Below are 25,605 nucleotides of genomic sequence, written 5' to 3'. Positions count from 1 at the left end.
GTTCCGAAGGTCGGGAGGGCTCAGGCCGCCAGTCGGCCTGCGGCGTGCTCGGCTGCACTGCGGGCCTGGGTGTCCAGATCCAGCAGGGCTTCGAGCGAATCCGGCTTGGAGGGCATCACGGCCTCCAAAGTTGCAAGGTTGACCGCATGAATGTGGTCAAACCGCAGGCGCCCAGACAAAAACGCCCCCACGGCCACTTCATTGGCGGCGTTCAGCACGGCGGTCGTGCCTTCGGCCGCCTTCAGCGCCTGCCACGAAAGATGCAGGCCCGGAAAACGGGTGGCGTCGGCCTCTTCGAACGCCAGTGCGCTCAAGGTCGAAAAATCCAGCTTGCTGGCACCGCTGGCAATGCGCTCAGGCCAGGCGAGGCCACAGGCGATGGGCACGCGCATGTCCGGCGTGCCCAGTTGCGCGAGGATGGAGGCGTCCTTGAACTGCACCATCGAATGAATGATCTGCTGCGGATGGATCACCACCTTGATTTGGTCGGGATGCAGGTCGAACAGCCAACGCGCCTCGATCACCTCCAGTGCCTTGTTCATCATGGTGGCCGAATCGACCGAGATCTTGCGGCCCATCGAGAAATTGGGGTGCGCGCAAGCCTGGGCCGGGGTGATCTCAGCCAGGGTGGCAGGGTCACGCTGGCGGAAGGGCCCGCCGGATGCCGTGAGCAGGATGCTGTCCACCCGATCGGGCCAGGTGGACGGATCTTCAGGCAGGCACTGGAAAATGGCGGAATGTTCGCTGTCGATGGGCAACAACGTAGCGCCGCCCTGGCGCACCGTCTGCATGAACAAGCCTCCGCCCACCACCAGCGCCTCCTTGTTGGCCAGCAGCAGCCGCTTGCCCGCCCGGGCAGCGGCCAGACAGGGCGCCAGACCCGCAGCCCCCACGATGGCGGCCATGACGGCATCCACATCGGGATGAGATGCTATATTTTTTATAGCATCATTTTCAACCAGGACGAGCGTAGGCAGGTTGTTTTCTTTGATTTTTTCGGCCAGCAGCTGAGCATGGGGCGCACTGGCCATCACCGCATAGCGAGGCCGGAACTGCGCGCACTGGGCCAGCAGCAAATCCACCTGGGTGGCAGCACTCAGGGCAAACACTTCAAAACGGTCCGGGTGGCGGGCCACCACATCGAGCGTGCTGGTGCCGATGGAGCCGGTGGAACCGAGGACGGTGATTTTTTGTTTCATCATGGGGTCGTCAGGCGCGTGAGCATCATGGCCAGGGGCAAGGTTGGCAGCAGGGCGTCCACGCGGTCGAGCACGCCGCCGTGCCCCGGCAGCAGGCCACTGCTGTCCTTGACCCCCGCGCTGCGCTTGATGAGCGATTCCACCAGGTCGCCCGACACACTCATGGCCACCATGAACAACGCAGCAACCACCAGCAGCCACCAGCCCTGCTGCGCCATGCGGCTGTAGAAGCTGGGCACTGCGGCCTGCCAGTGGGCATCAGCCGCCACCCAGACAAAGGCCATGACCACCACGCCCGCCAGCCCGCCCCACACGCCTTCCCAGCTCTTGCCCGGGCTGATGGAGGGGGCCAGCTTGCCCTTGGTGAAGCGCAGGCCAAATGCACGGCCGACAAAGTAGGCAAAGATATCGGCCACCCACACCAGCAGCAGCACCGACAGCAAGAAATTGATACCCACATTGCGCGCCTGTACCACCGCCAGCCAGGCCAGCCACAGGGCCAGCACCCCGGCCACCAAGCGCACGACCGCAGGAATGTGGGGCCAGCCCGGCACGCCGGCCTGGAGCAGCCATGCGGCCGCCAGCACCCAGAGTCCGCCCCCCGCGACCCACAGCGCCGTCAGCGGGCGATCCACCCAGCCCAGCGCCCAGGACCCCGCACACAATGCGGTGCAGACAGCACCCACGGCCACCGAGCCCGTCTGGCCCAGCCCGCTCAGGCGGCCCCACTCCCACGCGCCAGCCGCCATGAGCACCAGCACCACCACGGTAAAAGGCACGGTGGACGGGTAAAAAAGTGCTGGCAGCAAGATGGCCAGCAGAACAAGGGCGGTGATGACACGCTGTTTGAGCATGGGGCCTTTCAGAACCTGCTGAGGTTCTCAACCCGGCATCGGATGAGGACGCGCGGACAGGATCTGTTCGGAAGTTTTGCCAAAACGGCGTTCGCGGCTGCCGAAGGCGGCAATCGCCTCGTCCAGCGCCGACTCATCGAAGTCCGGCCACAGCCGGTCACTGAACACAAACTCGGCGTACGCAGATTGCCACAGCAAGAAGTTGCTGATCCGCATCTCGCCGCCGGTGCGGATCACCAGGTCCGGGTCGGGCACATGGGACATGCCCATCGCACCATGCAGGCTGGCTTCGGTGATGGGCTCGCCGCGCGCCGCCAGCGAAGCGGCAGCCTGGGCAATGTCCCAGCGGCCACCATAGTTGAAACACACATTGAGCACCAGGCGCGTGTTTTCGGCCGTAGCAGCCTCGGCCTGCGCCAGCCCCTCGCGGACCTTCGGAGAAAGACCCGCACGTTCGCCCACAAAGTACAGGCGCACGCCGTCCTTCTTGAGCTGCGGCACTTCACGGCCCAGCGCCAGCGCGAGCAGCTCCATGAGGCCCGAGACCTCGTCTGCAGGGCGGTTCCAGTTTTCGGAAGAGAACGCAAAAACGGTCAATACGCCGACGCCGCGCTCAGCGCAGGCGCGCACACAGCGGCGCAGCGAGTCAACCCCTTGCTTGTGGCCCGCCAGGCGCGGCAGAAAGCGGCGCTTGGCCCAGCGGCCGTTGCCATCCATGACGATGGCAATGTGGTGTGGCACCACCGGAGAAACAGACATGGGAACGATCAAGCCCTGGGGGCTTAAACCGCCATGATTTCCTGCTCTTTGGCCGCCACCAGCGCATCGATCTCGGCGATGTGCTTGTCGGTGAACTTCTGCACGTCGGTTTCGGCGCGCTTCTGGTCGTCTTCCGACGCCAGCTTGTCCTTGACCAGCTTCTTGACCGATTCGTTTGCGTCACGGCGCAGGTTGCGCACGGCAATCTTGGCGCTTTCGCCTTCGTTGCGCGCCAGCTTGGTCATTTCCTTGCGGCGCTCTTCGCTCATCGCGGGCATCGGAACGCGGATCAGGTCGCCCAGGGACGCAGGGTTCAGGCCCAGATCGCTTTCGCGGATGGCCTTTTCGATCTTGGCGCCCATGCCTTTTTCCCAGGGCTGCACGCTGATGGTGCGCGAGTCGATCAGCGCCACATTGGCCACCTGGCTCAAGGGAACCATGGAGCCGTAGTACTCGACCTGCACCGTATCAAGCAGCGCGGGGTTGGCGCGGCCGGTGCGGATCTTCTGCAGGTTGTTCTTGAAGGCCGCAATGGACTGGTCCATCTTGGTCTCAGTGGTTTTCTTGATGTCGGCAATCGTCATGTTTTCTCCTCGGGGTCGACCTGCATCCGGTGCAGGTCCATCCATCGTGATCAGGCGTAAACCAGCGTACCTTCGTCTTCACCCATCACCACGCGCTTCAAGGCACCGTGTTTGATGATGGAAAACACCTTCACCGGCAGCTTCTGGTCGCGGCACAGGGCAAAGGCGGTCGCATCCATGATGCCCAGATTGCGGGACATGGCCTCGTCAAAGCTGAGCTTTGTATAGCGCGTGGCCGTGGGGTCCTTCTGGGGGTCGGCAGTATAAACGCCGTCCACCTTGGTGGCCTTGAGCACCAGCTCGGCGCCAATCTCGGCACCGCGCAGGGCCGCTGCTGTGTCAGTGGTAAAGAAAGGATTGCCCGTGCCAGCGGCAAACACAACGACCTTGCCCTCTTCGAGGTACTGCAAGGCCTTGGGGCGCACATAGGGCTCAACCACCTGCTCGATGGCAATGGCGGACATCACACGGGCCACCAGGCCCTGCTTGTCCATGGCATCGGCCAGGGCCAGCGCGTTCATCACGGTGGCCAGCATGCCCATGTAGTCAGCAGTGGCACGGTCCATGCCGACCGAACCGCCCGCGACGCCACGGAAAATATTGCCCCCACCGATCACCACCGCCACCTGCACACCCAGGCGGGTGACCTCGGCGATCTCCTCCACCATGCGGACGATGGTGGCACGGTTGATGCCAAAGGCGTCATCCCCCATCAGCGCCTCACCAGACAGCTTGAGCAGGATGCGCTTGTGGGCTGGTGCAGCGTGGGACATGGGTGATTTCTCCAAAGGCAGGTACGGCGGTAAAAAATGTGGGGGACGGGCTGCAGTGCAGCCGATCAGGCAGCAGCAGCCTTGGCAGCAGCCACTTGGGCGGCCACTTCGGCAGCGAAGTCGTCGGCCTTCTTCTCAATGCCTTCGCCCACAACGTAGAGGGTGAAGCCCTTCACGTTGGTGTTGGCAGCCTTGAGCATCTGGGCCACGGTTTGCTTGCCGTCGGCAGCCTTCACGAAGACCTGGTCGGCCAGCGAGACTTCCTTGAGGTACTTTTGCACAGCGCCGTCGATGCGCTTGGCGGTGATTTCGGCGCTTTGTGCAGGCTTGCCAGCGGCAACCAGTTCCTTGTTGGCTTCGTCGGCCTTGCCTTCAGCGACCGAGCGCTCCTTGGCGATCAGGTCGGCAGGCACATCGGCGCTGGTCAGGGCCACGGGCTTCATGGCGGCCACGTGCATGGCCACGTCCTTGGCGGCAGCTGCGTCGCCGTCAAATTCGACGACCACACCGATGCGCGAACCGTGCAGGTAGGCAGCCAGGTTGGAGCCGCTGAAGCGCTTGAAGCGGCGGAACGACATGTTCTCGCCGATCTTGCCGATCAGGCCCTTGCGCACGTCTTCCAGTGTGGGGCCAAAGCTGTCTTGCTCGTAGGCCAGGGCGCCCAGGGCTTCGATGTCGGCTGGGTTGTGCTCGGCCACCAGCTTGGCGGCGGCGTTGGCCATGGCGATGAAGCTGTCGTTCTTGGAAACGAAGTCGGTTTCGCTGTTGACTTCGATCAGGGCGCCCAGGTTGCCGTTGATGAAGCTGGCGACCACGCCTTCAGCCGTCACGCGCGAGGCGGCCTTGCCAGCCTTCGTGCCCAGCTTGACGCGCAGCAGCTCTTCGGCCTTGGCCATGTCGCCGTCGGCTTCCGTCAGTGCCTTCTTGCATTCCATCATGGGGGCATCGGTCTTGCCACGCAGTTCAGCGACCATGCTTGCGGTAATTGCAGCCATCTTTATTCCTTCAGTGTTCAGTTCAATCGATTGGATTCAGCCTAAAAAAAAGGGGGCTCACAGGGGCCCCGCTTTTCTTCGCGACGTATCGCGCAGCCGGGTATCAGGCGGCGGCTTCTTGCACTTCCACGAACTCGTCCGAGCTTTCGGACGCAGCGGCCTTGACCACTTCGTTCACGGCATTGGCGCGGCCTTCGATGATCGCGTCAGCGATGCCACGGGCGTACAGCGTCACAGCCTTGGCCGAGTCGTCGTTGCCAGGGATCACGTAGTCGATGCCTTCAGGCGAGTGGTTGGTGTCAACCACGCCGATCAGCGGGATGCCCAGCTTCTTGGCTTCGGCCACGGCGATCTTGTGGAAGCCCACGTCGATGATGAAAATGGCGTCGGGCAGTGCAACCATATCCTGGATGCCGCCGATGTCCTTTTCGAGCTTCTCGATTTCGCGGGAGAACGTCAGTTGCTCCTTCTTGCTCAGGCTGTCGAGGCCAGCTTCTTGCTGGGCCTTCATGTCCTTGAGGCGCTTGATCGAGGTCTTCACGGTCTTGAAGTTCGTCAGCATGCCGCCCAGCCAGCGCTGGTCCACGAAAGGCACGCCAGCGCGCAGGGCTTCGGTGGACAGGATTTCACGGGCTTGGCGCTTCGTGCCGACCATCAGGATCGTGCCGCGGTTGGCAGCCAGTTGCTTGGCGAACTTTTGGGCTTCCTGGAACAGTGGCAGCGACTTTTCCAGGTTGATGATGTGAATCTTGTTGCGATGACCGAAGATGTAGGGGGCCATCTTGGGGTTCCAGAAGCGGGTTTGGTGACCGAAGTGGACACCGGCTTCCAGCATTTCGCGCATGGTAACGGACATAAAAATACTCCAAAGGTTAGGTCTAAAATCAGCCCCAATATTTGCAGCACCGTGTTCTTCACGAATGCCGCAACACCTTGACAGGGCTGCTTTGCGATTGGCTTTGCGACAGCCGCCACACCTGCGATGCAATGCACCGCCTGCGTCACTGCTCCCAGCAAAACCCAAAGATTCTAGCACACCATGCTGCCTGACCTGATCACCGCCCGCGACCGACTGCGGGAGGGCGCCACCACTGCGCCCGCCGAGCTGGAACGTTGCATCGATGCCTCCCAGGCCCCCGCCAACACCCACAGCTTTGTACGAACAATGTTCGACGAGGCACGCACCACAGCGGTGCAGCCCGGCATGACCCAGTTGCCCCTGGCGGGGCTGGCTGTGTCGGTCAAGGACCTGTTCGACATCGCAGGCCAGGCCACGCCCGCAGGCTCCACCGTTCTGGCCGACGCGCCTGCCGCCGCCCAGGACTGTCCTGCAGTCGCCCGCCTGCGCGCGGCCGGGGCCAGCCTGATCGGCCGCACGAACATGGTCGAGTTCGCCTTTTCGGGCGTGGGCGTGAACCCGCACCACGGCACGCCTGCGGCCTGGGATGCACGCTCCGGCGCCCTGCCCGGCGCGCAGCGTGTGCCGGGCGGCTCGTCCTCTGGTGCGGGCGTGTCGGTGGCCACAGGGGCGGCCTTCATCGGGCTGGGGTCGGACACCGGCGGCTCCATACGGATCCCTGCTGCACTCAACGGCATCGTGGGCTTCAAGAACACGGAGCGCCTGGTGCCCACCACGGGTGCCGTGCCCCTTTCCACCACGCTCGACACCGCCTGCGCCATGACGCGCAGCGTGCGCGACGCCATCGTGGCGCACGAGGTGCTGGCCGCCCGGCGCGTCACGCGCAGCCTGGCAACGCTGTCCCAGTACCGGCTGGCCGTCCCGTCCACCTTGTTTCTGGACGGGCTCGACGCGACCGTGGCCCAGGCTTTCGAGCGCACCCTGCGCGCCCTGCGCCAGGCGGGGGCCCACATCGACACCATCGCCCTGCCCGCCGTGGCGGAGCAGCCCGCCTACGGCTTTGCAGCCCCCGAAAGCTATGCCTGGCACCGCGCGCTGTTGCAGCACGCTGGCAACCGCTACGACCCCCGCGTGCGCACCCGCATCGAACGAGGCGCCACCCTGATGGCCTGGGAATACATTGATCTGCTGCAGGCCCGCCAGCAATGGATCGCACGCATGCAGGCCGACATGGAGGGCTACGACGCCCTGCTCTCGCCCACCGTGCCCATCGTGGCCCCCTTGCTGGCCGATGTGGCCCCGGCTGACGGCGCCGATGCGGCCCGGGATGCCGCGCGCGATGCCGAGTTCTTCCGCGTCAACAATCTGCTGCTGCGCAACACCAGCGTGGTCAACCTGCTGGACGGCTGCGCACTGTCGCTGCCTTGCCATGCAACGGGGGAACTCCCGGTGGGCCTGATGGTCTGGCACGGGGCCTTGCGTGACGACACCGTGCTCAACGTGGGTCTGCAGATCGAACAAACACTACAAAAATAATAGCTACTCGCGCTTTACCAACAGGCGCAAGAGGCCAAAAACACCCAAATTTCATGAAGATTGCCATCGTGGGCGCCGGCATTGTCGGCGTCACCACCGCGTACGAGCTGGCCAGCGACGGCCACGAAGTCACCGTTTTTGAACAACGCAGCGCCGCCGCCGAAGAAGCCAGCTTTGCCACAGCAGGCCTGCTCGCCCCCCACCTGCTCAGCCCCTGGGCCGTGCCCGGATTCGGCCATGCCCTGCGGCTGATGGGGCCACACGCCACGCTGCGGCTGTCCGGCGGGCTGAGCCGCGCCAACTGGGACTGGCTCAGCCGCTGGCGCAGTGCCACACACGCCAGCAGCGCCCCCGCGGCGGCGCTGGAGCGCCTGGCGCAATACAGCCAAAGCCGGCTACAGGCCCTGGCCCAACGGCACGAACTCGACTTTGAGGCCAGCGTAGGCCGCCTGGTGCTGCTGCGCACGGAACAAGAACGCGCCCAGATCCAGCCCGCGCTGCAGGTGCTGCGCGACAGCGGCGTGGCCCTGCGCGAAGTGGATGCCGACATCGCGCGCCAGATCGAGCCCGGCCTGTCGCCCGAGGCGTCGCTGGCCGGTGCCATCCACCTGCCCGATGCCCGCGCTGGCAACTGCCGCCTGTTTGCGCAGCTGCTGCGCCAGGGCACGCAGGGCTCGGGTGTGCACTTTGCCTTCAACACCCGCATCGATCGCATCGGGGCCACCCCGGTCGGCGTGGTGGTGCAGGGCGAGAGCGACCTGCGGCGTTTTGATGCCGTGGTGCTGTGCGCCGGCACGGCCTCGGCCGCGCTGCTGCCCGCGCTCGGCCTGCGCCTGCCCATGACGGCGGTGTATGGCTACTCCGTCAGCGCCCCACTGCGCGAATCCACCCATGCCCCCCAGGGCAGCGTGGTGGATGTGGCCCAGCAGATCTCCATCACGCGCCTGGGCCAGCGTGTGCGCATTGCGGGCGGCGCCGAACTGGCGGGTGCCGACGCCGAGCACCACACCGCCACTTTGCAGCGCCTGTACCGCACGCTCAACGACTGGTTCCCGGGCGGTGCGCAGCTCTCGTCCGGCGTGCAGGTCTGGCGCGGTGCGCGCCCCCTGCTGCCCGACGGTGCCCCGGTGGTGGGCGCCAGCGGCGTGCCCGGCCTGTGGCTCAACACCGGCCACGGCGCGGGTGGCTGGGCCCTGGCCTGCGGCAGCGCCCGCGCCCTGGCCGACCTGATGGCGCAGCGCGAGCCCGAGGTTCCGCTGGACGGCCTGGGCATGCGGCAGTTCTGACGCACGGCGCGTTGTCGCCCCGGGGTCGGCGACGCACAATGGCAGGCGCACGGCATGGCGCCGTGCAGCCCCTGCCGCCACCATGCACCGCATCACCCCCCACCAACCCCACCCGCTGTTCCACACCGCCGCCACCCGCCGCATCGAGCAGGCGGCGGCTGTCACCCTGCCCCCGCACACCCTGATGCAGCGCGCGGGCCTGGCCGTGGCGCAACTGGCCCTGGCCCTGGCGCCCCACGCGCGCACGGTCTGGATTGCCTGCGGCCCCGGCAACAACGGTGGCGACGGGCTGGAGGCCGCCATGCACCTGCAGCGCAGTGGCCGCCAGGTGGTGGTGACCTGGCTCGGCCAGCCCGACAAGGCTCCGGCGGACGCAAAAGCATCATGGCAACGCGCCCTGGCTGCGGGCGTGACATGGGCTGACACGCCCCCCGCCGACCTGGGCCCGCAGGATCTGTGCATTGACGCGCTGCTGGGCATTGGCGTGTCCTCATCGCCCCACGCCCCCATCCGCATGCCCGATGCGCGACTGCGGGCCTGCCAACACGCCCTGCAGCACAGCCCGGCGCCCGTGCTGGCCGTGGACTTGCCCAGCGGGCTGGATGCCGACACCGGCCAGTTTGCAGCGGGCTTAGCGCCCCACGTTGCGCAGCTTCACCATCCACACACGCCAAGCCCGGCACGCCACACGCTGAGCCTGCTGACCCTCAAGCCCGGCCTGTTCACCGCTGCCGGGCGCGATGCTGCGGGCCAGGTGTGGTGGGACGACCTGGGCACCCACCCCGGGCACGAGCCGCCCACAGCCTGGCTCTGCGGCCCGCCGCTACCCGCGCCGCGCGCCCATGCCAGCCACAAAGGCAGCTACGGGGACGTGGCCGTGGTGGGTGGCGAGGGGCTGGCAGCACGCGGCTTGGGCATGGCGGGCGCCCCGCTGCTGGCCGCGTCGGCGGCCCTGCACAGCGGCGCGGGCCGTGTGCTGGTAGCGTTGCTCGACAACGGCCACCAGCAGCTCGACCCGCAGCAGCCCGAGCTGATGTTCCGCCGCTTCGATGCGCTGGCACTGGAACAGCTCACCGTGGTCTGTGGCTGTGGCGGCGGCCAGGCCATCGCACAGGTGCTGCCCGAGGCCATCACCCGCGCCGCGCGCCTGGTGCTGGATGCCGATGCACTCAACAACATCGCCACCGAAGCCGCACTGCACGCGCTGGTGGTGGCACGTGGCCAGCATGGGCAGCCCACGGTCATCACCCCCCACCCGCTGGAGGCCGCCCGCCTGCTGGGCCTGAGCACCGCCGAGGTCCAGGCCGACCGGCTGGATGCCGCGCAACAACTCGCTGACCAATTCAACTGCGTGGCTGTGCTCAAGGGTTCGGGCACCGTGATTGCCGCACCGGGCCGCGTCCCCGCAATCAACCCCACGGGCAACGCACGGCTGGCAACGGCAGGCACGGGCGATGTGCTAGCGGGCATGGTGGGTGCACACCTGGCCGCAGGTGCCAGTGCCCTGCGCGCTGCGAGCGAAGCGGTGTACCAGCACGGCCAGGCCGCTGATGCCTGGCCAGCGGGCCGCGCCCTGACCGCCAGTGCGCTGGCGCGGCACGTAGGCGGGTGATAGGGGTCAATCCAGCAGCGTGACCTGCTTGAGCGGCTTGAGCACGCTCGACGGCGTCATGCCAAAGGTCTGGCGGAACATGCGGCTGAAATGCGCCGAGTCCGCAAAGTCCCCATGCAGCGCCGCATCCGTCAGGCGCGGGCTGACCGCCAGCCCGGCCATGGCCAGCCGCACCTGCGACCATACGCGGTAGCTGCGCAGGCTCACGCCCATTTCGGCGCGGAACAAATGGTTGAAGCGCGAGGCAGACAGTTGCGCCCCGGACGCCAGCCCCGCCCGCGCCAGGCGCCCCTGCCCGTGCTGAGGGCGGCGCAGGGCGTGCAGGCTGTGTGCCACGCGCGGGTCCAGCGGGGGCGCCGCCTGCAGCAGGTGGCGGTGCAGCAGCGCCGGTAGATCGAAGGCACGCAAATGGCCTTCCATGGCCGCACGCGCCCCCACTGGCGCCGCCACATCCAGCAGCATCCCACCCTGCCGCTGGAACACGCTGCGCAGGCTGCGGGCCTCCGGCGAATCCGGCTCCAGGTACACCAGCGCCACCACTTCACCGCAGGGGTCGAACAGATGCTCCACCCCAGCATCCACCAGCGCGCTGTGGCAGGTCTCCACCAGCCCGGTGCCCCAGTGCAACGCAAACCGGCCCGAAAGCCCCATCAGCAGAACGGGCGATGCGTGGCAATGCCAGCCCGTGGCCGGGATCCCGCCCACATACAGCGCCCGGTCAGTGCCCAGCGTCAGGGTGTTCGTGCGCTGCGGCATAGCCCAAACCTACAAGTCTTGAAGCACGGTTCTCGGTAGCCTTGCCCGGCCTGCGCGCGTGGCCACAGCGCCGGGCCTCGGCACCCCACATTTCTTTTTGGAGACTGGTTCTTGAAACGCATTGCCTTCTTTTCTGTTGCCGCCGCCTTCGCCCTCAGCGGCGTGGGCTTCTACTACGGCGCCCCGTCGCTGTTGAAGGAGCCCCTGCTCCACCTCAACCGCAGCCTCTCGGGCATGGAAGAAAAAACCACCACCGCCGCGCTGCACACCATCCACTACATGGACAGCGGTGCGCCATCCCAGCCAGCGCCCACAAACCCAGGTACGACACCCCTGGTGCTGCTGCACGGCATTTTTGCAGAGAAGGACCATTGGGTGGATTTTGCGCGTCCCCTCACCGGCCAGTACCGGGTGGTTGCCCCAGACTTCCCCGGTTTTGGCGAGAGCACGCGGCTGGACGACCAACCCTATGACTACGCCGCCCACACCCAGCGCCTGGGCGCATTGCTGGACGCGCTGGGCATCGAAAAGGCCCACCTCGCAGGCAACTCCATGGGCGGCACCATCGCCGCCCTGTTTGCGCTGCAGCACCCCGAGCGCGTGGCCAGCGTGGCCTTCATCGGCGCACCCCATGGCATCCGCTCGCCCAAGCCCAGCACCATGGACCGGCTCATCGACACCGGGCAGCGCCCGCTGGTCGCCCACGACGCCACTGCCTTCGGCGCCATGATGGACCTGGTGTTTGAAAAACGCCCCTTCCTGCCCTACCCCATCCTGCACGCCACCGAGCAGGCAGCGCTGCGCAACGCGCCATCGAACACCCGCCTATGGGACGCTCAGCTCAAGGACCGCTACCTGCTGGAGCAACGGCTGGGCGATTTGCAGAAGCACCCCGTGCTCGCGCTATGGGGCGACAGCGACCGCGTGTTCGATCGTTCGGGCCTGCTGCCCTTGCAGAAGCTGTTGCCCCAGGCACAACTGGAAGCCCTGCCCGGCATCGGCCATCTGCCCATGATGGAAGCTCCCGCCGACACGGCGCAGCGGTATGCGCGTTTTCTGGAGGGCCTGGCCCCGCCCAGCGCGCTGGCGTCCCAGAAAATTCAATAAAAATAGCCGCTACCTCCCGTCCATCAAGCGGTAGCAGCTATCAATTAATGAGCAATCGATCTCAACAACCAGCGCCCGGGGGGACGCGGCCGATCACCCCCGGCGTGGCTTGCGCGCCTTGCCCTTGCTGGACTTGCCCGCCACCGCCTTCTTGACCGAAGCCTTCAGCGACTGGATGGGCGAACGCGCCGCGCGCTCGCGGGTCAGGCCCGCCTTTTCGGTGGCCGACATCGCAGCGCCTTTGTCTGCCTTGCGGCCACCCGCACGGCCACCGGCCTTGCGTGCGCCGCCGCCTGCGCCGTCAGGGCCCACCCCTTTGTCCTTGAGCGCACGGCCCAGCAGCTCCTCGCCCTCGCGCACCAGGCGGAAGTCGATCTTGCGCCCGTCCAGATCGACGCGGCTGACCTGCACCCGCACGCGTGCACCGATGGCATAACGGATTCCGGTACGCTCGCCACGCAGTTCCTGGCGTGCTTCGTCGAACTTGAAGTATTCGCCGCCCAGCTCGGTGATGTGCACCAGGCCCTCGACGTACATGGCATCGAGCGTGACGAAGATGCCGAAGCTCGTCGCCGCACTCACCACGCCGCTGTATTCCTCGCCCAGGTGCTCACGCATGTACTTGCACTTGAGCCAGGCTTCCACGTCGCGGCTGGCCTCGTCGGCGCGGCGTTCGTTGGCGCTGCAATGCAGGCCGGCGGCTTCCCAGGCCTGGGTCTCGCGGCTGGGCGGCTTCACATCCTTGCGCGGCTTCATTCCAGGCGCGGCCACACGCGCAGCCAGGCGCTTGGACAGCTTGGCATGCGCCTCGCCGGGTGTGGGCAGCGCGGGCAGTTTGTACTGCGTCTTGTTCAGGATGGCCTTGATGACCCGGTGCACCAGCAGGTCGGGATAGCGACGGATGGGGCTGGTGAAGTGGGTGTAGGCATCGAACGCCAAGCCAAAGTGACCGCTGTTGATGGGCGTGTAGATGGCCTGCTGCATGGAGCGCAACAGCATGGTGTGGATCTGCTGCGCGTCGGGCCGGTCCTTGGTGGCCGTGGCAATGGCCTGGAAGTCACCCGGCTTGGGGTCGTCACCAATGCTCATGCCCACGGCCATGGCCTTGAGGTAGTTGCGCAGGATCTCCTGCTTCTCGGGCGTGGGGCCTTCGTGCACGCGGAACAGGCCGGGCTGCCCGCCCTGCGCGATGAAGTCGGCGCTGCACACGTTGGCGGCCAGCATGGCCTCTTCGATGAGCTTGTGCGCGTCGTTGCGGGTACGTGGCACGATCTTTTCGATGCGGCCGTTTTCGTCGCAGACGATCTGCGTCTCCGTCGTCTCAAAGTCCACCGCGCCGCGCGCCTGGCGCGCGATCAGCAGCGCGCGGTACACATCGTGCAGGTTGAGCAGGTCCTTGACGCGGTCCTTGCGCTTGCTGGCCTCGGGGCCGCGCGTGTTGGCCAGGATGGCCGCTACCTCGGTGTACGTGAAGCGCGCGTGGCTGAACATCACAGCCGGGTAGAACTGGTAGGCGTGCACCTCGCCCTTGGCCGTGACCAGCATGTCGCAGACCATGCACAGACGCTCCACCTCGGGGTTCAGAGAACAGAGCCCATTGCTGAGCTTCTCGGGCAGCATGGGGATCACGCGGCGCGGGAAGTAGACGCTGGTGGCGCGGTCGTAGGCATCGATGTCGATGGCGCTGCCGGTCTCCACATAGTGGCTCACATCGGCAATGGCCACCAACAGGCGCCAGCCCTTGCTGCGGCCCACCTTGGCGGGCTCGCAGTACACGGCATCGTCGAAGTCGCGAGCATCTTCGCCGTCGATGGTGACCAGGGGCACGTCGGTCAGGTCCACACGGCGCTTCTTGTCCTGCGCGCGCACCTTGTCGGGCAACTCCTTGGCCTGGGCCAGGCACTCGGCCGAGAACTCGTGTGGCACGCCGTACTTGCGCACGGCGATCTCGATCTCCATGCCGGGGTCGTCCACCTCGCCCAGCACTTCGGTGATGCGGCCCACGGGCTGGCCGAACAGTGCTGGCGGCTCGGTCAGTTCAACCACAACGACTTGCCCGGGCTTCGCTGCGCCTGTGGCGCCCTTGGGGATCAGCACATCCTGGCCGTAGCGCTTGTCCTCCGGCGCCACCAGCCACACGCCACTTTCCTGCAGCAGTCGGCCAATGATGGGCTGGGGCGGGCGTTCGATGATTTCGACCACGCGGCCCTCGGGGCGGCCACGGCGGTCCTGGCGCACGATGCGCACGCGCACACGGTCTTTGTGCAGCACGGCGCGCATTTCGTTGGGGGGAATAAAGATGTCGCCTTCGCCATCGTCGCGGATGACAAAACCGTGTCCATCACGGTGCCCCTGCACGCTGCCTTCAATTTCCTGAGACAAATGCGCAACGGGTTGCGCGCCGGGGGTGGTTTTTTTGTTATACAATCTGAGTCTTTCCTGAAATGCCCAGGTGGCGGAATTGGTAGACGCACTAGTTTCAGGTACTAGCGAGTAACATCGTGGAGGTTCGAGTCCTCTCCTGGGCACCAAGTTTAACGAGAACCGGAGACGGTTTTCAAAATATCAAAGCCGCTGCACACACAGCGGCTTTTTTATTTCTCGAACGGCCCACGTTCGCAATCCAGATGCGCGCACCACACGGGCCACCGCCTCCCGCACACGCACCAACCAGCCGCGGCGCCGCACGATGACAAAAGGTCGTCGCGACAATTTTCAAAAAAATGAGCAATTTGGCCGGAGCCCCAAAAAAACGCTCTATAATTCAAAGCTGATCTGAAAGCCCAGGTGGCGGAATTGGTAGACGCACTAGTTTCAGGTACTAGCGAGTAACATCGTGGAGGTTCGAGTCCTCTCCTGGGCACCAAATACGAAGCCTGCAAGTTGCAAAACTTGCAGGCTTTTTCTTTGCCTGTCTCGCCCCGAAAGACGCGCTTGAACCCCGGCCCGACGCGCTCAGCACACAAGGCCCGGATCACGCAAGATCGTCGGCTATTGAGCCAACCCGGTGCCCGCCGCATCGCCTGCCCGCCCCATCGCCTCCGCCAGTCATGTCGGCTTCGCAAAGAAGGCAACCAGCCGTAACAGCCTGCCTATGGCGCCCAGATATCGCCCTTGTCTTACAGACGGAACTGCGGCACCTTGCTGAAATCCTATTTGGTAGCCATTGAGGCCACCTGGGCGGTCATTGAGACGCCCACCCTTTTTTGTCTCTTGATGACGAGGACTTCATCATGAAACGCCATTCCCTTCCACCTGGAGCACGCGCCGTAGCAGCCTTTCTCGGCACCGTGGTGCTGGCCGTGCTGGCAGCGGTGACCGTGTTGATGCCCGAAGTGGCCGTGCAGTCGGTGGATTCGATGCTGCACCTGCCTGCCGGGCTGGACGAGATTTTGTCCAGCGGCTTTGTGAGCCACTGAGCCACAGCACTCCATTGCGGCTTGGGTATCACGCCTGACGCGCGGGCGCGTGGGTCAAAACAGCAACACCGTAGCAAAAACGATAGCATCAGAGTACCATTCCGCGCTGCACACCTTGATTTTTGGGTGGCATTCAGGAATGGAGGACGATCGTGAACCCACGTTTTCGAATCCCTGCAGACATTCTTCGCTCACTCTTCACCGCCCGTCCTTGGGTAGCCCTTGCGCTCCTGGGGGGGCTTGTGGGATGCTCCAGCCCCCGCGACGGGGCCCTGGAGGAGTTCTCGCGATGGCATGACAACGCGCGGGCCCAGGCCCAGGCAGGCGCGCTCAGCTGGAGCGAGTTGTACAAACAAAGCTTTGACCGCCTCACGGCCCTGCCACCGTCGCTGCAACAAGACACACGGCTGGAAAACACGGTGCTGCTGCTGTCCATGGCACGCAAATTTGAAGCCAACGAGATCAGCGCCCAGCAATTTGCTGCAGAGCGCAGCGACATCGAGAGCCAGCTTCAGGCGCGCCTGCGCTGAGCCGCTCCACCGCCTACTTCACCTTCGTCGCGCCCTGCTCCACGATGCCCACGCGGCGGCGCAGTGCTGCGGCGGCTTCCGCATCCCCGGCCGCCTCGGCCCGCTGCACCTGAAGTAGCAACCAGGCCATCAACGGCCTGCGCCAGCCTTGGGCGGATGCTGTGTCTGTCGCAGCAGCGATCACAGCAGGGCTGGCGCGCCCGGCCTGGAACAACACCCCGGCAGCAACCAGGCGCGAGAGCGGGTCTTCGATGCCCGCCAGCGCGGCGGCTTCGCCCGACGCTGCCACTTTGCGCTGGGCTTCAGGCAGCAATGGTGCCTGCTGCGGCGACACGCGGCCAGCCAGGTAGTCGGCATACGCCTGCTCTGGCGCCGACGCATCCGGGCGCAGCGCTTCAAACCGATCACACGGAACAACCTCCAGGCTGGCCACCTGCGCCGCGCAGCGCATCAGCTCCAGCCGGGCCATCAGATCAGCGCGGCCGGTTCGGGCCACTTCGGCGCGGGCCCGCTCCCACTCCAGCTGCTGCACGCGTGCATTGCCAGACAGATAGGCCTCGGTGGCCTTGGTGGCGGCCGCCTGGGCATTCATCTGCCAATCAGGCACAGGGGGCTTGCTGGAGCAGGCCGCCAGCAGCAAGGCGCAACCCATGGCGGCGAGCCGCTCTGGCGCCCACAGACGATGAAAGGCATATCGCTTCATGGCAGTTTCAGCTCCGTGTCGCGTGCAAAAGGCCACTTGCGGTTGATCTCGTTGACCAGGCTCTCCACCTTGCGCAGGTTGCTCTCCACCTCGGCGCGCAGAGCTCCCAGGTCATTGGTGGCTTCGCGGGCGTTGGCGCCAACGGCCTGGGCTTCGACCAGCACGGCGTCCACCTTCTTGACGCTGGCGCGGGTGTCGGCCAACAGGCCATTGAGCTGCGCCACGGCCGCGCGCACCTCTGGCACCAGGGCATCCTTGCTGCCGTCGCTGCCCAGCACCTGCCGGTCGGCCCGCGCGGCCATGCCGTCGAGCCGCGCCAGCAACGTGTTGGTGCGCTCCAGCGTGGCGATGATCTTCCTGGCATCGGCCTCGTTGCCCATCAGCACGCCCAGCGCGCCACCGGGGCCGTTGAGGCGGTCGGTGAGGGTTTTCACATTGGTCAGGCTGTTGCCCAGTGCGGCATCGGGGGCGGTCAAGGCATTGAGATTGGTGAGCAGCTCGCGCGCGGTGGCCATGAGCTGGGGGATCTCTGCCGTGGCATCGCCGCGCAGCACCGGCCGCACGGCACCGTCGGGCAACGGGTCGTCGGTGAGGATGCCGGAATACGCCCGGATGTTGGTGCCGCCCACCAGCCCCCGCACCAGCGTGAACACGCTGGACGCGCGCAGCCAGTGCGCGTCCTTGCGCGGCACATCGACCAGGATGCGGGCATTGCCGCTGTCTGCCAGCTCGATGCGGCGCACCCGGCCGATGGGAAAGCCCGAGAACGTCATGTCCATGCCCACCACCACGCCTTCGGAATCGTCGGCCGTGAGGATCAGGGTCTGCGTGGGCTCGAACGCCCCCCGCGCATACAGCAGGTACAGGCCCGAGCCCACGATGAGTGCCAGCGTGAACAGCAGCAGCGCGGCGGCCTTCAGCTCCAGGTAGGCCACCGGGCGCAGGGTTTCGACCGCAGGCACATCGGCCGCAGCAGGGGGCACAGGCGTGCCATGCGGTGCCTTGGGAGGGGTGTCGTTCATGTCGTTAGGGTGCACAGGTGGGGCGACCGGCACGGGCCGTCAGTAATAGTTGCCCATGAGCGAGGCCGTCTCGATCAGCAGCAGCACAGCAAACATGCGGGCCAGGCCACCCAGTTCCGAGTCGGGCTGGGCGCGTTCGCCTGTGTCGTAAAGGCCTGCGGCCATGGGGATCAGCGCCACGGCCAGGCTGAAGAACAGGGTCTTGATCACAAACACCATGGTCACGCTGGGTGAGAACACCTGGCCGAACATGCGCGTGTAGCCAGACAGCCCGGCCATGTTGAAACCATACACGCCCAAGTAGGCCAGCACCAGCGCCACCACACAACTCAGCGCGGCCAGGGTGACGCAGGCAAACACGCCCGCAATCACACGCGGCAGCAGTTCGATGCGCACGGGGTCGGAGCCCTGGCTGCGCAGCGCATCGAACCGGCCCGCCTGCCGCAGGCGCGACAGCTGCGCGCCGTTGGGGATGGTGCAGCGCATGGCCACAAAAAGGGCCGCAGTGAGCGGAATTAACTCCAGCACCAGCACGCGGATCACCATCTCCAGCGCGTAGCGCGACAGCCCATAGCTCAACGCCGTGACCACCACAATGCGCGTGAGCACCAGGCTGATGAGCGCCGCCAGCACCGTGAAGCCCAGCAGCACGGGCGCAGTGTCCAGATACAGGTGGCGGGCCAGGGCCCGGCGTGTGCCCTTGCCGTAGCTGGACGGCGACAGCACCAGCACCAGCACCACGGCCCCCAGGTACAGGATGCGCCACCAGGCCACCGCCCAGCGCCGCGCGGTGTTCCACACACGTTCGGGCAGGGAGAGGCCGGGCAGGCGCGAGATCATGGCCGGATCATAGCGGCGGCCTGCACGCGAGCGCATGGCGCGCCTGCAGGTACCGGGATTCGAACTTTTTTGGGCTCTTCCGCCTGATGGATATGCCTTTTAAGCTATCAAAAAAATAGCAATCACCATCCCTCGGAAACATGCCCTCACACATGGCGCTTACCCGGCCCCGCCGGGGCGGGCGCGGCCGCCTGCTGCGCATCGGCCCGCTCGTGCAGGGCTTCGATGATGTGGCAGGTGGCGTCCGAGCCATCGCAGCGGCTGCGCAGTGCGAGCAGGTCGGACTCCAGCGCCTGCAGCTCGGCCAGGCGCGTGCGCACATGCTGCAGGTGGGCATCCAGCGTGTCGCGCGCGGCGTCGCAGTCGGCCTTGCGGCCCCAGTCCAGCGCCAGCAGGGTGCGCACCTCGTCCAGCGACATGTCCATGGCCCGGCACAGGCGGATGAAGCGCAGCTGGTGCACATCAGCGCCGCTGTACAGGCGGTAGCTGTTGCCCTCGCGCGCACCGGGGGGCAGCAGGCCCTCTTTTTCGTAATAGCGGATGTTGGCGGCCGACACCCCGGACTGCTGGGCGGCCTCGCCAATACGGAACTGCGCGGCATGTTGATGCATGGGCTTGACCTTCAAGTGACTTCAAGGTTTCCAATGATGCCATCGCTTTCAAAAACCGCCAGGAGAAGAAATCCATGTCTGCCCATTGCAATCACGACCACCACGACCACGGCGCCCCCGGCCACAGCCACGGCGCGCCCGCTGGTGCCGACCCGCGCTACCGCCGCATCCTGTGGATTGCGCTTCTCGTCAACGCCGCGATGTTCGTGCTGGAGCTGGGCGCGGGCATGCGCTCGGGCTCGGCCTCTCTGCTGGCCGATGCCATCGACTTTCTGGGCGACGCAGCCAACTACGGCCTGTCGCTGTGGGTGCTGGCCATGGCCCTCAGCTGGCGCGCCCGCGCCGCCTTGGTCAAAGGCGCCAGCATGCTGGCCTTTGGCGTGTTTGTGATCGGCCGCGTGGCCTGGGGCGCATGGCAGGGCATTCCGCCCGAGCCCTTCACCATGGGCGGCGTGGGCCTGCTGGCGCTGGCCGCCAACCTCGGCGTGGCCGTGCTGCTGTATGCCTACCGGGAGGGCGATGCCAACATGCGCGGCGTGTGGCTGTGCACCCGCAACGACGCGCTGGGCAACCTGGCGGTGGTGGGCGCGGCCCTGGGCGTGCTGGGCACGGGCACCGTGTGGCCTGACCTGGTGGTGGCCGCCATCATGGCGGGCCTGGCCATCAGCGGGGGCTGGAGCGTGGTCCGCCAGGCCCGGCAGGAGCTGGCTGGCACCGCTGCGGGTGCACAACTGCAGGGGCATTGAGCCATGCGCGTGCACCTGTCCACCCCCTTGAACGCGCCGCCCGACTGGGTGGCCGCACAACTGCAAAGCACCGCTGTGTTCCGCCACATCACCGCGCCGCTGGTGCGATTCAAGCGCCCCAGCGGCGCGCCCTGGCCAGCCCACTGGTCCCCCGGCGACCTGCGCGTGCAGATGTGGCTGCTCGGCCTGCTGCCCATGGGCCCACAAACCGTGCGCATCTCCGTCGAAGCACCTGCGCAGGCCGGTGGCTGGCCCACGCTGCGCGACAACGGCGAAGGCGCGCTGATGCGGCGCTGGGACCACCGCATCACCCTGCAGGCGCTGCCCGACGGCCTCACGCTGTACACCGACGACATCGAGGTGGTGGCCCGCCACCTGCCCTGGCTGATGACGCCGCTGAGCGCGGTCTTTGCCCAGTTGTTCTACCGGCACCGCCAGCGGCGCTGGCGCCAGCTGGCCGCACAGCACGGTGCAGGCGCTGCCACCCCGCCCTGGCAACAACAAGCCGCGTTCGACCACCTGCTTGCCACCTTTGCCCGCGAGGCCGGGGCGCCGCCCGCCACCCGCTGGCACTGGCTGGAGGCCGCCCATGTGCTGGGGCAGACCACGCTGTCGCTGCATTGGCGCTCGCACACCGCCATGCTGCGCCATGCCTTGCAGCTGCGCGACGCGCGCGAGGCAGCGGGCCAGTTGCTGCGGCTGGCGCTGGTGCCGCTGGGCCATGCGCTGGCACGCCTGCCCATGGGCAACATCGGCCGTGCACGGGTGAGCGCGTTCGCGCCCATGGAGCCCAGGCCGGAGATCACCCAGTTGATTGACGAAGCGCTGGCCGCCACGGCGGTGAGCGAAATATTGGATAAAAAATGGCCTTTGCGCTCGACCAGCTTGCCCAAGCAGCTATCAAATGATGAGTAAACCCGTGCCACAAAGGGGCCCCCGCCCCACTGCGGTCAGAGCCCGGCACGGCGCCAGAACTTGACGCGCGACAAGCCAGGCATGGGGCTTGCGTGCTTCAATGCGGCGCACGCCCTCCCCCAGCACTCCTTCGCCGAACATGTCCAGCTCCCCCGCAGCCCCAGCCCCGTCCACCCCCAGCGCAGCGCCCGCCGCACCGGTGGTGGTGCCCCACAGCCTCACGGAAGACGCCGTGGCGATCTTCACCGGGGTGCTGCTGATCTCGGTGGGGGTGGCGTTCTTCACCAGCGCGGGGTTGCTCACCGGGGGCACGGCGGGGCTGGCGTTTTTGCTGCACTACGCCACGGGCATTGGCTTCGGCAAGATCTTCTTTGTGCTCAACCTGCCGTTCTACTGGCTGGCGCTGCGCAAGCTGGGGCGGGCATTCACCGTCAAGACCTTCATCGCCGTGCTGCTGCTGTCGCTGCTGACCGAGCTGCAGTCGCAGTTCCTGCAGTTTGCGCAGCTGCAGCCGCTGTATGCGGCGATTGCGGGCGGGCTGATCACGGGAACTGGCTTCCTCGTGCTGTTCCGCCACCGCTGCAGCCTGGGCGGCGTGGGCATTGCCGCGCTGTACCTGCAAGACCGCTACGGCTGGCGCGCAGGCAAGGTGCAGATGGCCGTGGACTGCTGCATTGTGCTGCTGGCGCTGTGGACGGTGGAGCCCCTGCGTGTGGTCTGGTCCATTGCGGGCGCCGTGGCACTCAACCTGGTGCTGGCCATGAACCATAGGCCGGGCCGCTACATGGCGGTGTAGGCCCCGGCCAAGGGTGGTTGAGCGCCTTGCAGAGACACGCCTTCTACGTGGACACCTGCAAGCCCAGCCCGCTGTGCAGGCGGTGCTCCAGCACTTCGATGGGCATAGGGCGGCTGAACAGGTAGCCCTGCCACAGCGTGCAGCCATGCTGCTCCAGAAACGCACGCTGCGCCTCGGTCTCCACGCCCTCAGCAATCGCGTCGATGCCCAGGCTCTGCGCCATGCCGATGATGGTCTGCACGATGAGCGCATCCGTGTGCTGGATGCCGATGTTGCGCACAAAACTCTGGTCGATCTTGAGCTGGTCCAGCGGCAGCCGCGTGAGGTAGGACAGTGACGACTGCCCCGTGCCGAAGTCGTCCATCGAGAAACCCAGGCCCAGCACGCGCAGGGCGTTCATCTTGGCGATGGTGTCGTCCACGTTGTCCAGCGCCAGGCTTTCTGTCAGCTCCAGCTTCAGGCGGTCGGGCCGCGCGCCGGTCTGGCGCAGCGCCGTGACCACCTGCTCGATGAAATCGTCCTGGTGGAACTGGCGCGCGCTCACGTTCACGGCCAGTTGCAGCTCGGCGGTGGCAGGATGGTGCTGCCAGCGGCGCAGTTGCGCACAGGCAGTCTGCAGCACCCACAGGCCAATCGGCAAGATCAGGCCGGTTTCTTCGGCCAGGGGGATGAACTCGAACGGCGACACCATGCCCCGTGTGGGGTGGTTCCAACGGATCAGCGCCTCGGCCCCCACCACGCGGGTGCCACACCCCACCTGCACTTGGTAGTGCAGCGTGAACTGGCGCTGCTCCACGGCCGTGCGCAGGTCGTTCTCCAGCGTTGCCCGGGCCGTGACGGCGGCCTGCATGCGGGGGTCAAAAAAGCGGATGCCGTTGCGCCCAGCGGTCTTGGCGGCATACATGGCCAGGTCGGCGTGCTTGACCACGTCTTCCACGGTCTGGCTCTGGCCGCTAAACAGCACGGCGCCCACGCTGGTAGTGCTGTGCACATGGTGCGACGCGAGCTGGTAGGGCTGGTTGAGCGCGGCCAATATTTTCTCGCCCACCGTCTGCGCCTGTTCAGCCGCGTCGGTGGCCTGGGCGCCCAGGTCTTCCAGCAGCACCAGAAACTCGTCCCCGCCCAGGCGCGCCACGGTGTCGCCTTCGCGCACACAGCGGGTCAGGCGCTCGGCCACCTGCTGCAGCAACACGTCCCCCATGTCGTGGCCCAGGGTGTCGTTCAGGGTCTTGAAATGGTCCAGGTCCAGGCACAGCAAGGCCCCTTGCAGGCCGGAGCGGGCGCCGGTGGCAAAAGCCTGCTGCAGCCGGTCCATCATCAGGCGGCGGTTGGGCAGGTGGGTGAGCGGGTCGTAGAAGGCCAGGTGCTCGATCTCTCGCGCGGCGGCTGCGCGCTGGGTGATGTCGCTGAGCGTGGCCACGTAATGGGTCAGCGCGCCGTGGCGGTCCGTCACGGCCGTAATAGCCAAGAAATGCAGGTTAACCTCGCCGCTCTTGCAGCGGTTCCACAGCTCGCCCTTCCACTCGCCCGCACTGGCCAGGCTGGCCCACATGGCGTCGAAGAAGGCTTTGTCATGGTGGCCCGAGGCCAGCAGGCGGGTGTGCTGGCCCACCACCTCGTCGGCGCTGTAGCCGGTGATGCGGCTGAAGGCGCGGTTGGTGCGCAGGATGCGGGTATCGGCATCGGTGACGATCATGCCCTCCTGCGACTCAAAGGCGATGGCGGCAATGCGCAGCTCGTTTTCGTCGCGCTTGCGGGCCGAAATGTCTTTGCCCACGCCCCGGTAGCCACAAAACCCGCCGTCTGCGTCGAACACCGGCGTTCCGCTGATAGACACCCAGTACGAATTGCCCTGCTGGTCGTGGCGCTCGAACTCGAAGTCGCGAAACTCCTGGTGGCGTTCCAGCAGCGCGCGGTGCTCTTCCCACAGCGCATCGCTCATGCCTGGCGCGGCCATCTCCCAGCGCGTCTTCCCCATGTGCAGCGACGCTTCCTGCACCAGCCGCTCATCTGCGCGGCCTTTCACAAGCGTAAGGCGAAATTGCGCGTCCAACTCCCAATACCAGTCGGACGACAGCGCCGTGAGGGTGCGAAAGCGCGCCTCGTTGTCCTCCAGCTTGCGGCGCACGCGGTAGGACTCGCTCACGTCGCTGAACACCAGCACCACGCCCACGATCTGGCCCTGGGGGTTGCAGATGGGGGCGGCACTGTCGGCGATCTGGTACTCGACCCCGTGGCGCGCGAGCAAGGTGGTGTGGTTGCTCAGCGCCACCACCTGGCCCTTGTCCATCACCTGCCGCACCGGGTCCACCTGCGGCTCGCGCGTGCTGGCGTTGACGATGCGGAACACATCGGCCAGTGGCTGGCCAAGGGCCTGTGCCAGCGGCCAGCCGGTCAGGCGCTCGGCCACCGCGTTCATCCGGGTGATGCGGCCCTGCGCATCGGTGGCCACCACCGCATCGCCGATGGAATGCAGCGTGATGGCCAGGTTCTCCTCACTCTGGCGCAGCTCGGCCTCGGCGTTCTGGCGGGTCAGCGCCATGCGGTCGAAGCGGCGGCCCAGCTCGGCCAGCTCCTGCAGCCCCGTGGCGGGCGCGCGCGACACATAACGCCCCTCGGCCAACTCGTCGGTGGCGTGCAGCAGGCGCCGCAGGGGCCGCACCACGCCACGCCGCACGCCCACCTGGGCCACCACCACCGACACCACCAGGCCCGCCAGCAAGAAGGCCATCTCGGTCCACATGCGCTGGTTGGCGGCGGCATACAGGTTTTCCAGCGGCACCGTGAGGCTCATGGTGGCCACGGGTTTGCCACCGGCCTCGATGAGGGGCAGGAACACCACCAGCTCGGGGGCGCCGTCGGCACGCGTGCGCTGGCGCTGGCGCTGGCCCTGGGGGGTTTGCAGCACCATGGCACGGAACTCGCCATCGGCGAACGGGGCGCCCAGCTCGCTGGCTTCGGGCGGGTAGCGGGCCAGCACGCGGCCATCGGGGTCCGACACCCGGGCCACCGCGCCGTCGGGCAGGCCCAGGTCGGTGAGCCGCAGGCTCCACCACTCCAGCGACACCACCGCCACGGCCGCCCCCACCACGTCCTGCGTGCCAGCCGGGACCACCGGGTAGGCAAAGTTGACGCTGGCCACCTGGGCGGCGCGGTCCACCTGGAAGCTGCCCACGGCAAAGTCCCGGCCGGTGATGGTCTGCTGAAAATACGGGCGGTTGGCCACATTGACGGGTGCCTTCAGCGGGCGGGCATTGCACAGCAGTTGGCCGTCCGCTGAAGGCACGCCGATGTTGACGTAGGTGGTATTGAGCGACAGCACCTCGGCCAGGTAGCGGCCACATTCGGGCGCCGAGGGGTCGCGCACCTGCGGCATGGCCGCCAGTTGCTGCAGAAACTGCCGCGTGTTCTGGATCAGGCGCTGCTGGGTGCCCGCCACAGAATGCAGCGTCTGCAGCGCGCGCTCTTCAGCCGCCGCGATCGCGTCGGCACGGTGGGCCCGGGCCTGGTAGACGACCAGCAGCACCGCTGGCAACGTGGCCCACAGCACCAGCCAGCGGATGCGCGCGGGCAAGGTGCTCCACATTCCTGCAACCCAGAGGGGCATACCGACCTTTCTGTGCAAGACGAGGAAAGAAGGCTGGTGCGCAAGCCCGCCGCACAGGCCACAACCCATGGGCCGCACCCCGCAGCGGACATATTT

The 25,605-nt window shown here is 66.5% G+C and carries 23 protein-coding genes and 2 tRNA genes; 11 read left to right on the top strand and 14 right to left on the bottom strand.

The features are described 5' to 3' along the window. Positions 1-20 precede the first annotated feature (20 nt). The 7 genes from ispC to rpsB all read right to left on the bottom strand — a co-directional run bounded on the left by ispC (position 21) and on the right by rpsB (position 6,020). Complete coding sequence (gene ispC / locus ACYZGB_RS07255) at positions 21-1,199, bottom strand: 1-deoxy-D-xylulose-5-phosphate reductoisomerase (RefSeq protein ID WP_462387707.1); 1,179 nt, start codon at positions 1,197-1,199, stop codon at positions 21-23. Then, the gene (locus ACYZGB_RS07250; protein ID WP_462387587.1) at positions 1,199-2,053 is read right to left on the bottom strand and encodes a phosphatidate cytidylyltransferase; all 855 of its coding nucleotides are present in this window, start codon (positions 2,051-2,053) and stop codon (positions 1,199-1,201) included. Before ACYZGB_RS07250 ends, ispC begins: the two co-directional genes overlap by 1 nt. Before the next feature lie 27 nt (positions 2,054-2,080). Continuing rightward, positions 2,081-2,812, bottom strand: a complete 732-nt coding sequence (gene uppS, locus ACYZGB_RS07245; RefSeq protein ID WP_462387586.1) for a polyprenyl diphosphate synthase — start codon at positions 2,810-2,812, stop codon at positions 2,081-2,083. 23 nt (positions 2,813-2,835) lie between these two features. Next, positions 2,836-3,396: a ribosome recycling factor gene (frr, locus tag ACYZGB_RS07240; protein WP_462387585.1), complete on the bottom strand. Its 561-nt coding sequence runs from the start codon at positions 3,394-3,396 to the stop codon at positions 2,836-2,838. Positions 3,397-3,446: 50 nt separating this feature from the next. Continuing rightward, on the bottom strand, positions 3,447-4,169 hold the full coding sequence (gene pyrH / locus ACYZGB_RS07235; RefSeq protein ID WP_026436856.1) for a UMP kinase: 723 nt from the start codon (positions 4,167-4,169) through the stop codon (positions 3,447-3,449). Positions 4,170-4,234: 65 nt separating this feature from the next. Next, positions 4,235-5,164, bottom strand: a complete 930-nt coding sequence (gene tsf / locus ACYZGB_RS07230) for a translation elongation factor Ts (RefSeq protein ID WP_462387584.1) — start codon at positions 5,162-5,164, stop codon at positions 4,235-4,237. Between the two features lie 103 nt (positions 5,165-5,267). Then, positions 5,268-6,020, bottom strand: a complete 753-nt coding sequence (rpsB, locus tag ACYZGB_RS07225; protein WP_462387583.1) for a 30S ribosomal protein S2 — start codon at positions 6,018-6,020, stop codon at positions 5,268-5,270. A 183-nt stretch (positions 6,021-6,203) separates the two neighbouring features. Between rpsB and ACYZGB_RS07220 the strand changes: the two genes are divergently transcribed. The 3 genes from ACYZGB_RS07220 (at position 6,204) to ACYZGB_RS07210 (ending at position 10,457) form a co-directional block, all read left to right on the top strand. Continuing rightward, on the top strand, positions 6,204-7,559 hold the full coding sequence (locus tag ACYZGB_RS07220) for an amidase (RefSeq protein WP_462387582.1): 1,356 nt from the start codon (positions 6,204-6,206) through the stop codon (positions 7,557-7,559). 53 nt (positions 7,560-7,612) lie between these two features. Next, positions 7,613-8,845 (top strand): FAD-dependent oxidoreductase, encoded by a 1,233-nt coding sequence (locus tag ACYZGB_RS07215; RefSeq protein ID WP_462387581.1) that lies wholly within the window; start codon positions 7,613-7,615, stop codon positions 8,843-8,845. Between the two features lie 82 nt (positions 8,846-8,927). Further along, on the top strand, positions 8,928-10,457 hold the full coding sequence (locus ACYZGB_RS07210; RefSeq protein WP_462387580.1) for an NAD(P)H-hydrate dehydratase: 1,530 nt from the start codon (positions 8,928-8,930) through the stop codon (positions 10,455-10,457). 6 nt (positions 10,458-10,463) lie between these two features. Here ACYZGB_RS07210 and ACYZGB_RS07205 read toward each other — a convergent pair whose 3' ends face one another. Next, positions 10,464-11,213 (bottom strand): helix-turn-helix domain-containing protein, encoded by a 750-nt coding sequence (locus tag ACYZGB_RS07205; RefSeq protein ID WP_462387578.1) that lies wholly within the window; start codon positions 11,211-11,213, stop codon positions 10,464-10,466. Between the two features lie 111 nt (positions 11,214-11,324). Here ACYZGB_RS07205 and ACYZGB_RS07200 point away from each other — a divergent pair, with 111 nt between their 5' ends. Beyond that, complete coding sequence (locus ACYZGB_RS07200) at positions 11,325-12,320, top strand: alpha/beta fold hydrolase (protein WP_462387577.1); 996 nt, start codon at positions 11,325-11,327, stop codon at positions 12,318-12,320. Between the two features lie 93 nt (positions 12,321-12,413). Here ACYZGB_RS07200 and rnr read toward each other — a convergent pair whose 3' ends face one another. Continuing rightward, on the bottom strand, positions 12,414-14,747 hold the full coding sequence (rnr, locus tag ACYZGB_RS07195) for a ribonuclease R (RefSeq protein WP_462387576.1): 2,334 nt from the start codon (positions 14,745-14,747) through the stop codon (positions 12,414-12,416). Positions 14,748-14,766: 19 nt separating this feature from the next. Between rnr and ACYZGB_RS07190 the strand changes: the two genes are divergently transcribed. From ACYZGB_RS07190 to ACYZGB_RS07175, 4 genes are all read left to right on the top strand, one after another. Next, a tRNA-Leu gene (locus ACYZGB_RS07190) sits at positions 14,767-14,851 on the top strand. Between the two features lie 250 nt (positions 14,852-15,101). After that, positions 15,102-15,186 (top strand) — tRNA-Leu (locus ACYZGB_RS07185). Between the two features lie 367 nt (positions 15,187-15,553). Then, complete coding sequence (locus ACYZGB_RS07180; protein ID WP_300214982.1) at positions 15,554-15,739, top strand: hypothetical protein; 186 nt, start codon at positions 15,554-15,556, stop codon at positions 15,737-15,739. Positions 15,740-15,981: 242 nt separating this feature from the next. Next, positions 15,982-16,269 carry a hypothetical protein gene (locus ACYZGB_RS07175; protein WP_462387574.1) on the top strand — a complete coding sequence of 96 codons (288 nt, stop codon included), beginning with the start codon at positions 15,982-15,984 and terminating at the stop codon, positions 16,267-16,269. Between the two features lie 13 nt (positions 16,270-16,282). Here the strand turns inward: ACYZGB_RS07175 and ACYZGB_RS07170 are convergent, their stop codons facing one another. The 4 genes from ACYZGB_RS07170 to ACYZGB_RS07155 all read right to left on the bottom strand — a co-directional run bounded on the left by ACYZGB_RS07170 (position 16,283) and on the right by ACYZGB_RS07155 (position 19,445). Continuing rightward, entirely contained in the window at positions 16,283-16,972 is a 690-nt protein-coding gene (locus tag ACYZGB_RS07170; protein ID WP_462387573.1) for a hypothetical protein, read from the bottom strand. Further along, positions 16,969-17,994: an MlaD family protein gene (locus ACYZGB_RS07165; protein WP_462387571.1), complete on the bottom strand. Its 1,026-nt coding sequence runs from the start codon at positions 17,992-17,994 to the stop codon at positions 16,969-16,971. Before ACYZGB_RS07165 ends, ACYZGB_RS07170 begins: the two co-directional genes overlap by 4 nt. Positions 17,995-18,033: 39 nt before the next feature. Further along, a complete protein-coding gene (locus ACYZGB_RS07160; protein ID WP_462387706.1) occupies positions 18,034-18,834 on the bottom strand; it encodes an MlaE family ABC transporter permease in 801 nt (266 codons plus the stop codon). Between the two features lie 146 nt (positions 18,835-18,980). After that, positions 18,981-19,445, bottom strand: a complete 465-nt coding sequence (locus ACYZGB_RS07155; protein ID WP_462387569.1) for a Cd(II)/Pb(II)-responsive transcriptional regulator — start codon at positions 19,443-19,445, stop codon at positions 18,981-18,983. Between the two features lie 74 nt (positions 19,446-19,519). Here ACYZGB_RS07155 and ACYZGB_RS07150 point away from each other — a divergent pair, with 74 nt between their 5' ends. From ACYZGB_RS07150 to ACYZGB_RS07140, 3 genes are all read left to right on the top strand, one after another. Next, a complete protein-coding gene (locus ACYZGB_RS07150; RefSeq protein ID WP_462387567.1) occupies positions 19,520-20,191 on the top strand; it encodes a cation transporter in 672 nt (223 codons plus the stop codon). Between the two features lie 3 nt (positions 20,192-20,194). Then, positions 20,195-21,106 carry a DUF3703 domain-containing protein gene (locus ACYZGB_RS07145; RefSeq protein WP_462387565.1) on the top strand — a complete coding sequence of 304 codons (912 nt, stop codon included), beginning with the start codon at positions 20,195-20,197 and terminating at the stop codon, positions 21,104-21,106. A gap of 139 nt (positions 21,107-21,245) precedes the next feature. Continuing rightward, positions 21,246-21,902, top strand: a complete 657-nt coding sequence (locus tag ACYZGB_RS07140; RefSeq protein ID WP_462387563.1) for a YitT family protein — start codon at positions 21,246-21,248, stop codon at positions 21,900-21,902. Positions 21,903-21,945: 43 nt separating this feature from the next. Here the strand turns inward: ACYZGB_RS07140 and ACYZGB_RS07135 are convergent, their stop codons facing one another. Next, positions 21,946-25,509, bottom strand: a complete 3,564-nt coding sequence (locus ACYZGB_RS07135) for an EAL domain-containing protein (RefSeq protein ID WP_462387562.1) — start codon at positions 25,507-25,509, stop codon at positions 21,946-21,948. Between the last annotated feature and the right edge of the window lie 96 nt (positions 25,510-25,605).

The organism is Acidovorax sp. Q11 (assembly GCF_054950075.1).
This window is presented reverse-complemented; position numbering and strand designations above follow the sequence as displayed.

Excerpts from the sequence above, each read along its gene's own strand:
- ACYZGB_RS07160 (WP_462387706.1), bottom strand. The coding sequence starts at position 18,834 with ATGATCTCGCGCCTGCCCGGCCTCTCCCTGCCCGAACGTGTGTGGAAC.
- ACYZGB_RS07135 (WP_462387562.1), bottom strand. The coding sequence starts at position 25,509 with ATGCCCCTCTGGGTTGCAGGAATGTGGAGCACCTTGCCCGCGCGCATC.
- pyrH (WP_026436856.1), bottom strand. The coding sequence starts at position 4,169 with ATGTCCCACGCTGCACCAGCCCACAAGCGCATCCTGCTCAAGCTGTCT.
- ACYZGB_RS07140 (WP_462387563.1), top strand. The coding sequence starts at position 21,246 with ATGTCCAGCTCCCCCGCAGCCCCAGCCCCGTCCACCCCCAGCGCAGCG.
- ACYZGB_RS07250 (WP_462387587.1), bottom strand. The coding sequence starts at position 2,053 with ATGCTCAAACAGCGTGTCATCACCGCCCTTGTTCTGCTGGCCATCTTG.
- tsf (WP_462387584.1), bottom strand. The coding sequence starts at position 5,164 with ATGGCTGCAATTACCGCAAGCATGGTCGCTGAACTGCGTGGCAAGACC.
- frr (WP_462387585.1), bottom strand. The coding sequence starts at position 3,396 with ATGACGATTGCCGACATCAAGAAAACCACTGAGACCAAGATGGACCAG.
- ACYZGB_RS07150 (WP_462387567.1), top strand. The coding sequence starts at position 19,520 with ATGTCTGCCCATTGCAATCACGACCACCACGACCACGGCGCCCCCGGC.
- rpsB (WP_462387583.1), bottom strand. The coding sequence starts at position 6,020 with ATGTCCGTTACCATGCGCGAAATGCTGGAAGCCGGTGTCCACTTCGGT.
- ACYZGB_RS07145 (WP_462387565.1), top strand. The coding sequence starts at position 20,195 with ATGCGCGTGCACCTGTCCACCCCCTTGAACGCGCCGCCCGACTGGGTG.
- ACYZGB_RS07165 (WP_462387571.1), bottom strand. The coding sequence starts at position 17,994 with ATGAACGACACCCCTCCCAAGGCACCGCATGGCACGCCTGTGCCCCCT.
- ispC (WP_462387707.1), bottom strand. The coding sequence starts at position 1,199 with ATGAAACAAAAAATCACCGTCCTCGGTTCCACCGGCTCCATCGGCACC.
- ACYZGB_RS07210 (WP_462387580.1), top strand. The coding sequence starts at position 8,928 with ATGCACCGCATCACCCCCCACCAACCCCACCCGCTGTTCCACACCGCC.
- ACYZGB_RS07215 (WP_462387581.1), top strand. The coding sequence starts at position 7,613 with ATGAAGATTGCCATCGTGGGCGCCGGCATTGTCGGCGTCACCACCGCG.
- ACYZGB_RS07170 (WP_462387573.1), bottom strand. The coding sequence starts at position 16,972 with ATGAAGCGATATGCCTTTCATCGTCTGTGGGCGCCAGAGCGGCTCGCC.
- ACYZGB_RS07180 (WP_300214982.1), top strand. The coding sequence starts at position 15,554 with ATGAAACGCCATTCCCTTCCACCTGGAGCACGCGCCGTAGCAGCCTTT.
- ACYZGB_RS07155 (WP_462387569.1), bottom strand. The coding sequence starts at position 19,445 with ATGCATCAACATGCCGCGCAGTTCCGTATTGGCGAGGCCGCCCAGCAG.
- ACYZGB_RS07205 (WP_462387578.1), bottom strand. The coding sequence starts at position 11,213 with ATGCCGCAGCGCACGAACACCCTGACGCTGGGCACTGACCGGGCGCTG.
- uppS (WP_462387586.1), bottom strand. The coding sequence starts at position 2,812 with ATGTCTGTTTCTCCGGTGGTGCCACACCACATTGCCATCGTCATGGAT.
- ACYZGB_RS07220 (WP_462387582.1), top strand. The coding sequence starts at position 6,204 with ATGCTGCCTGACCTGATCACCGCCCGCGACCGACTGCGGGAGGGCGCC.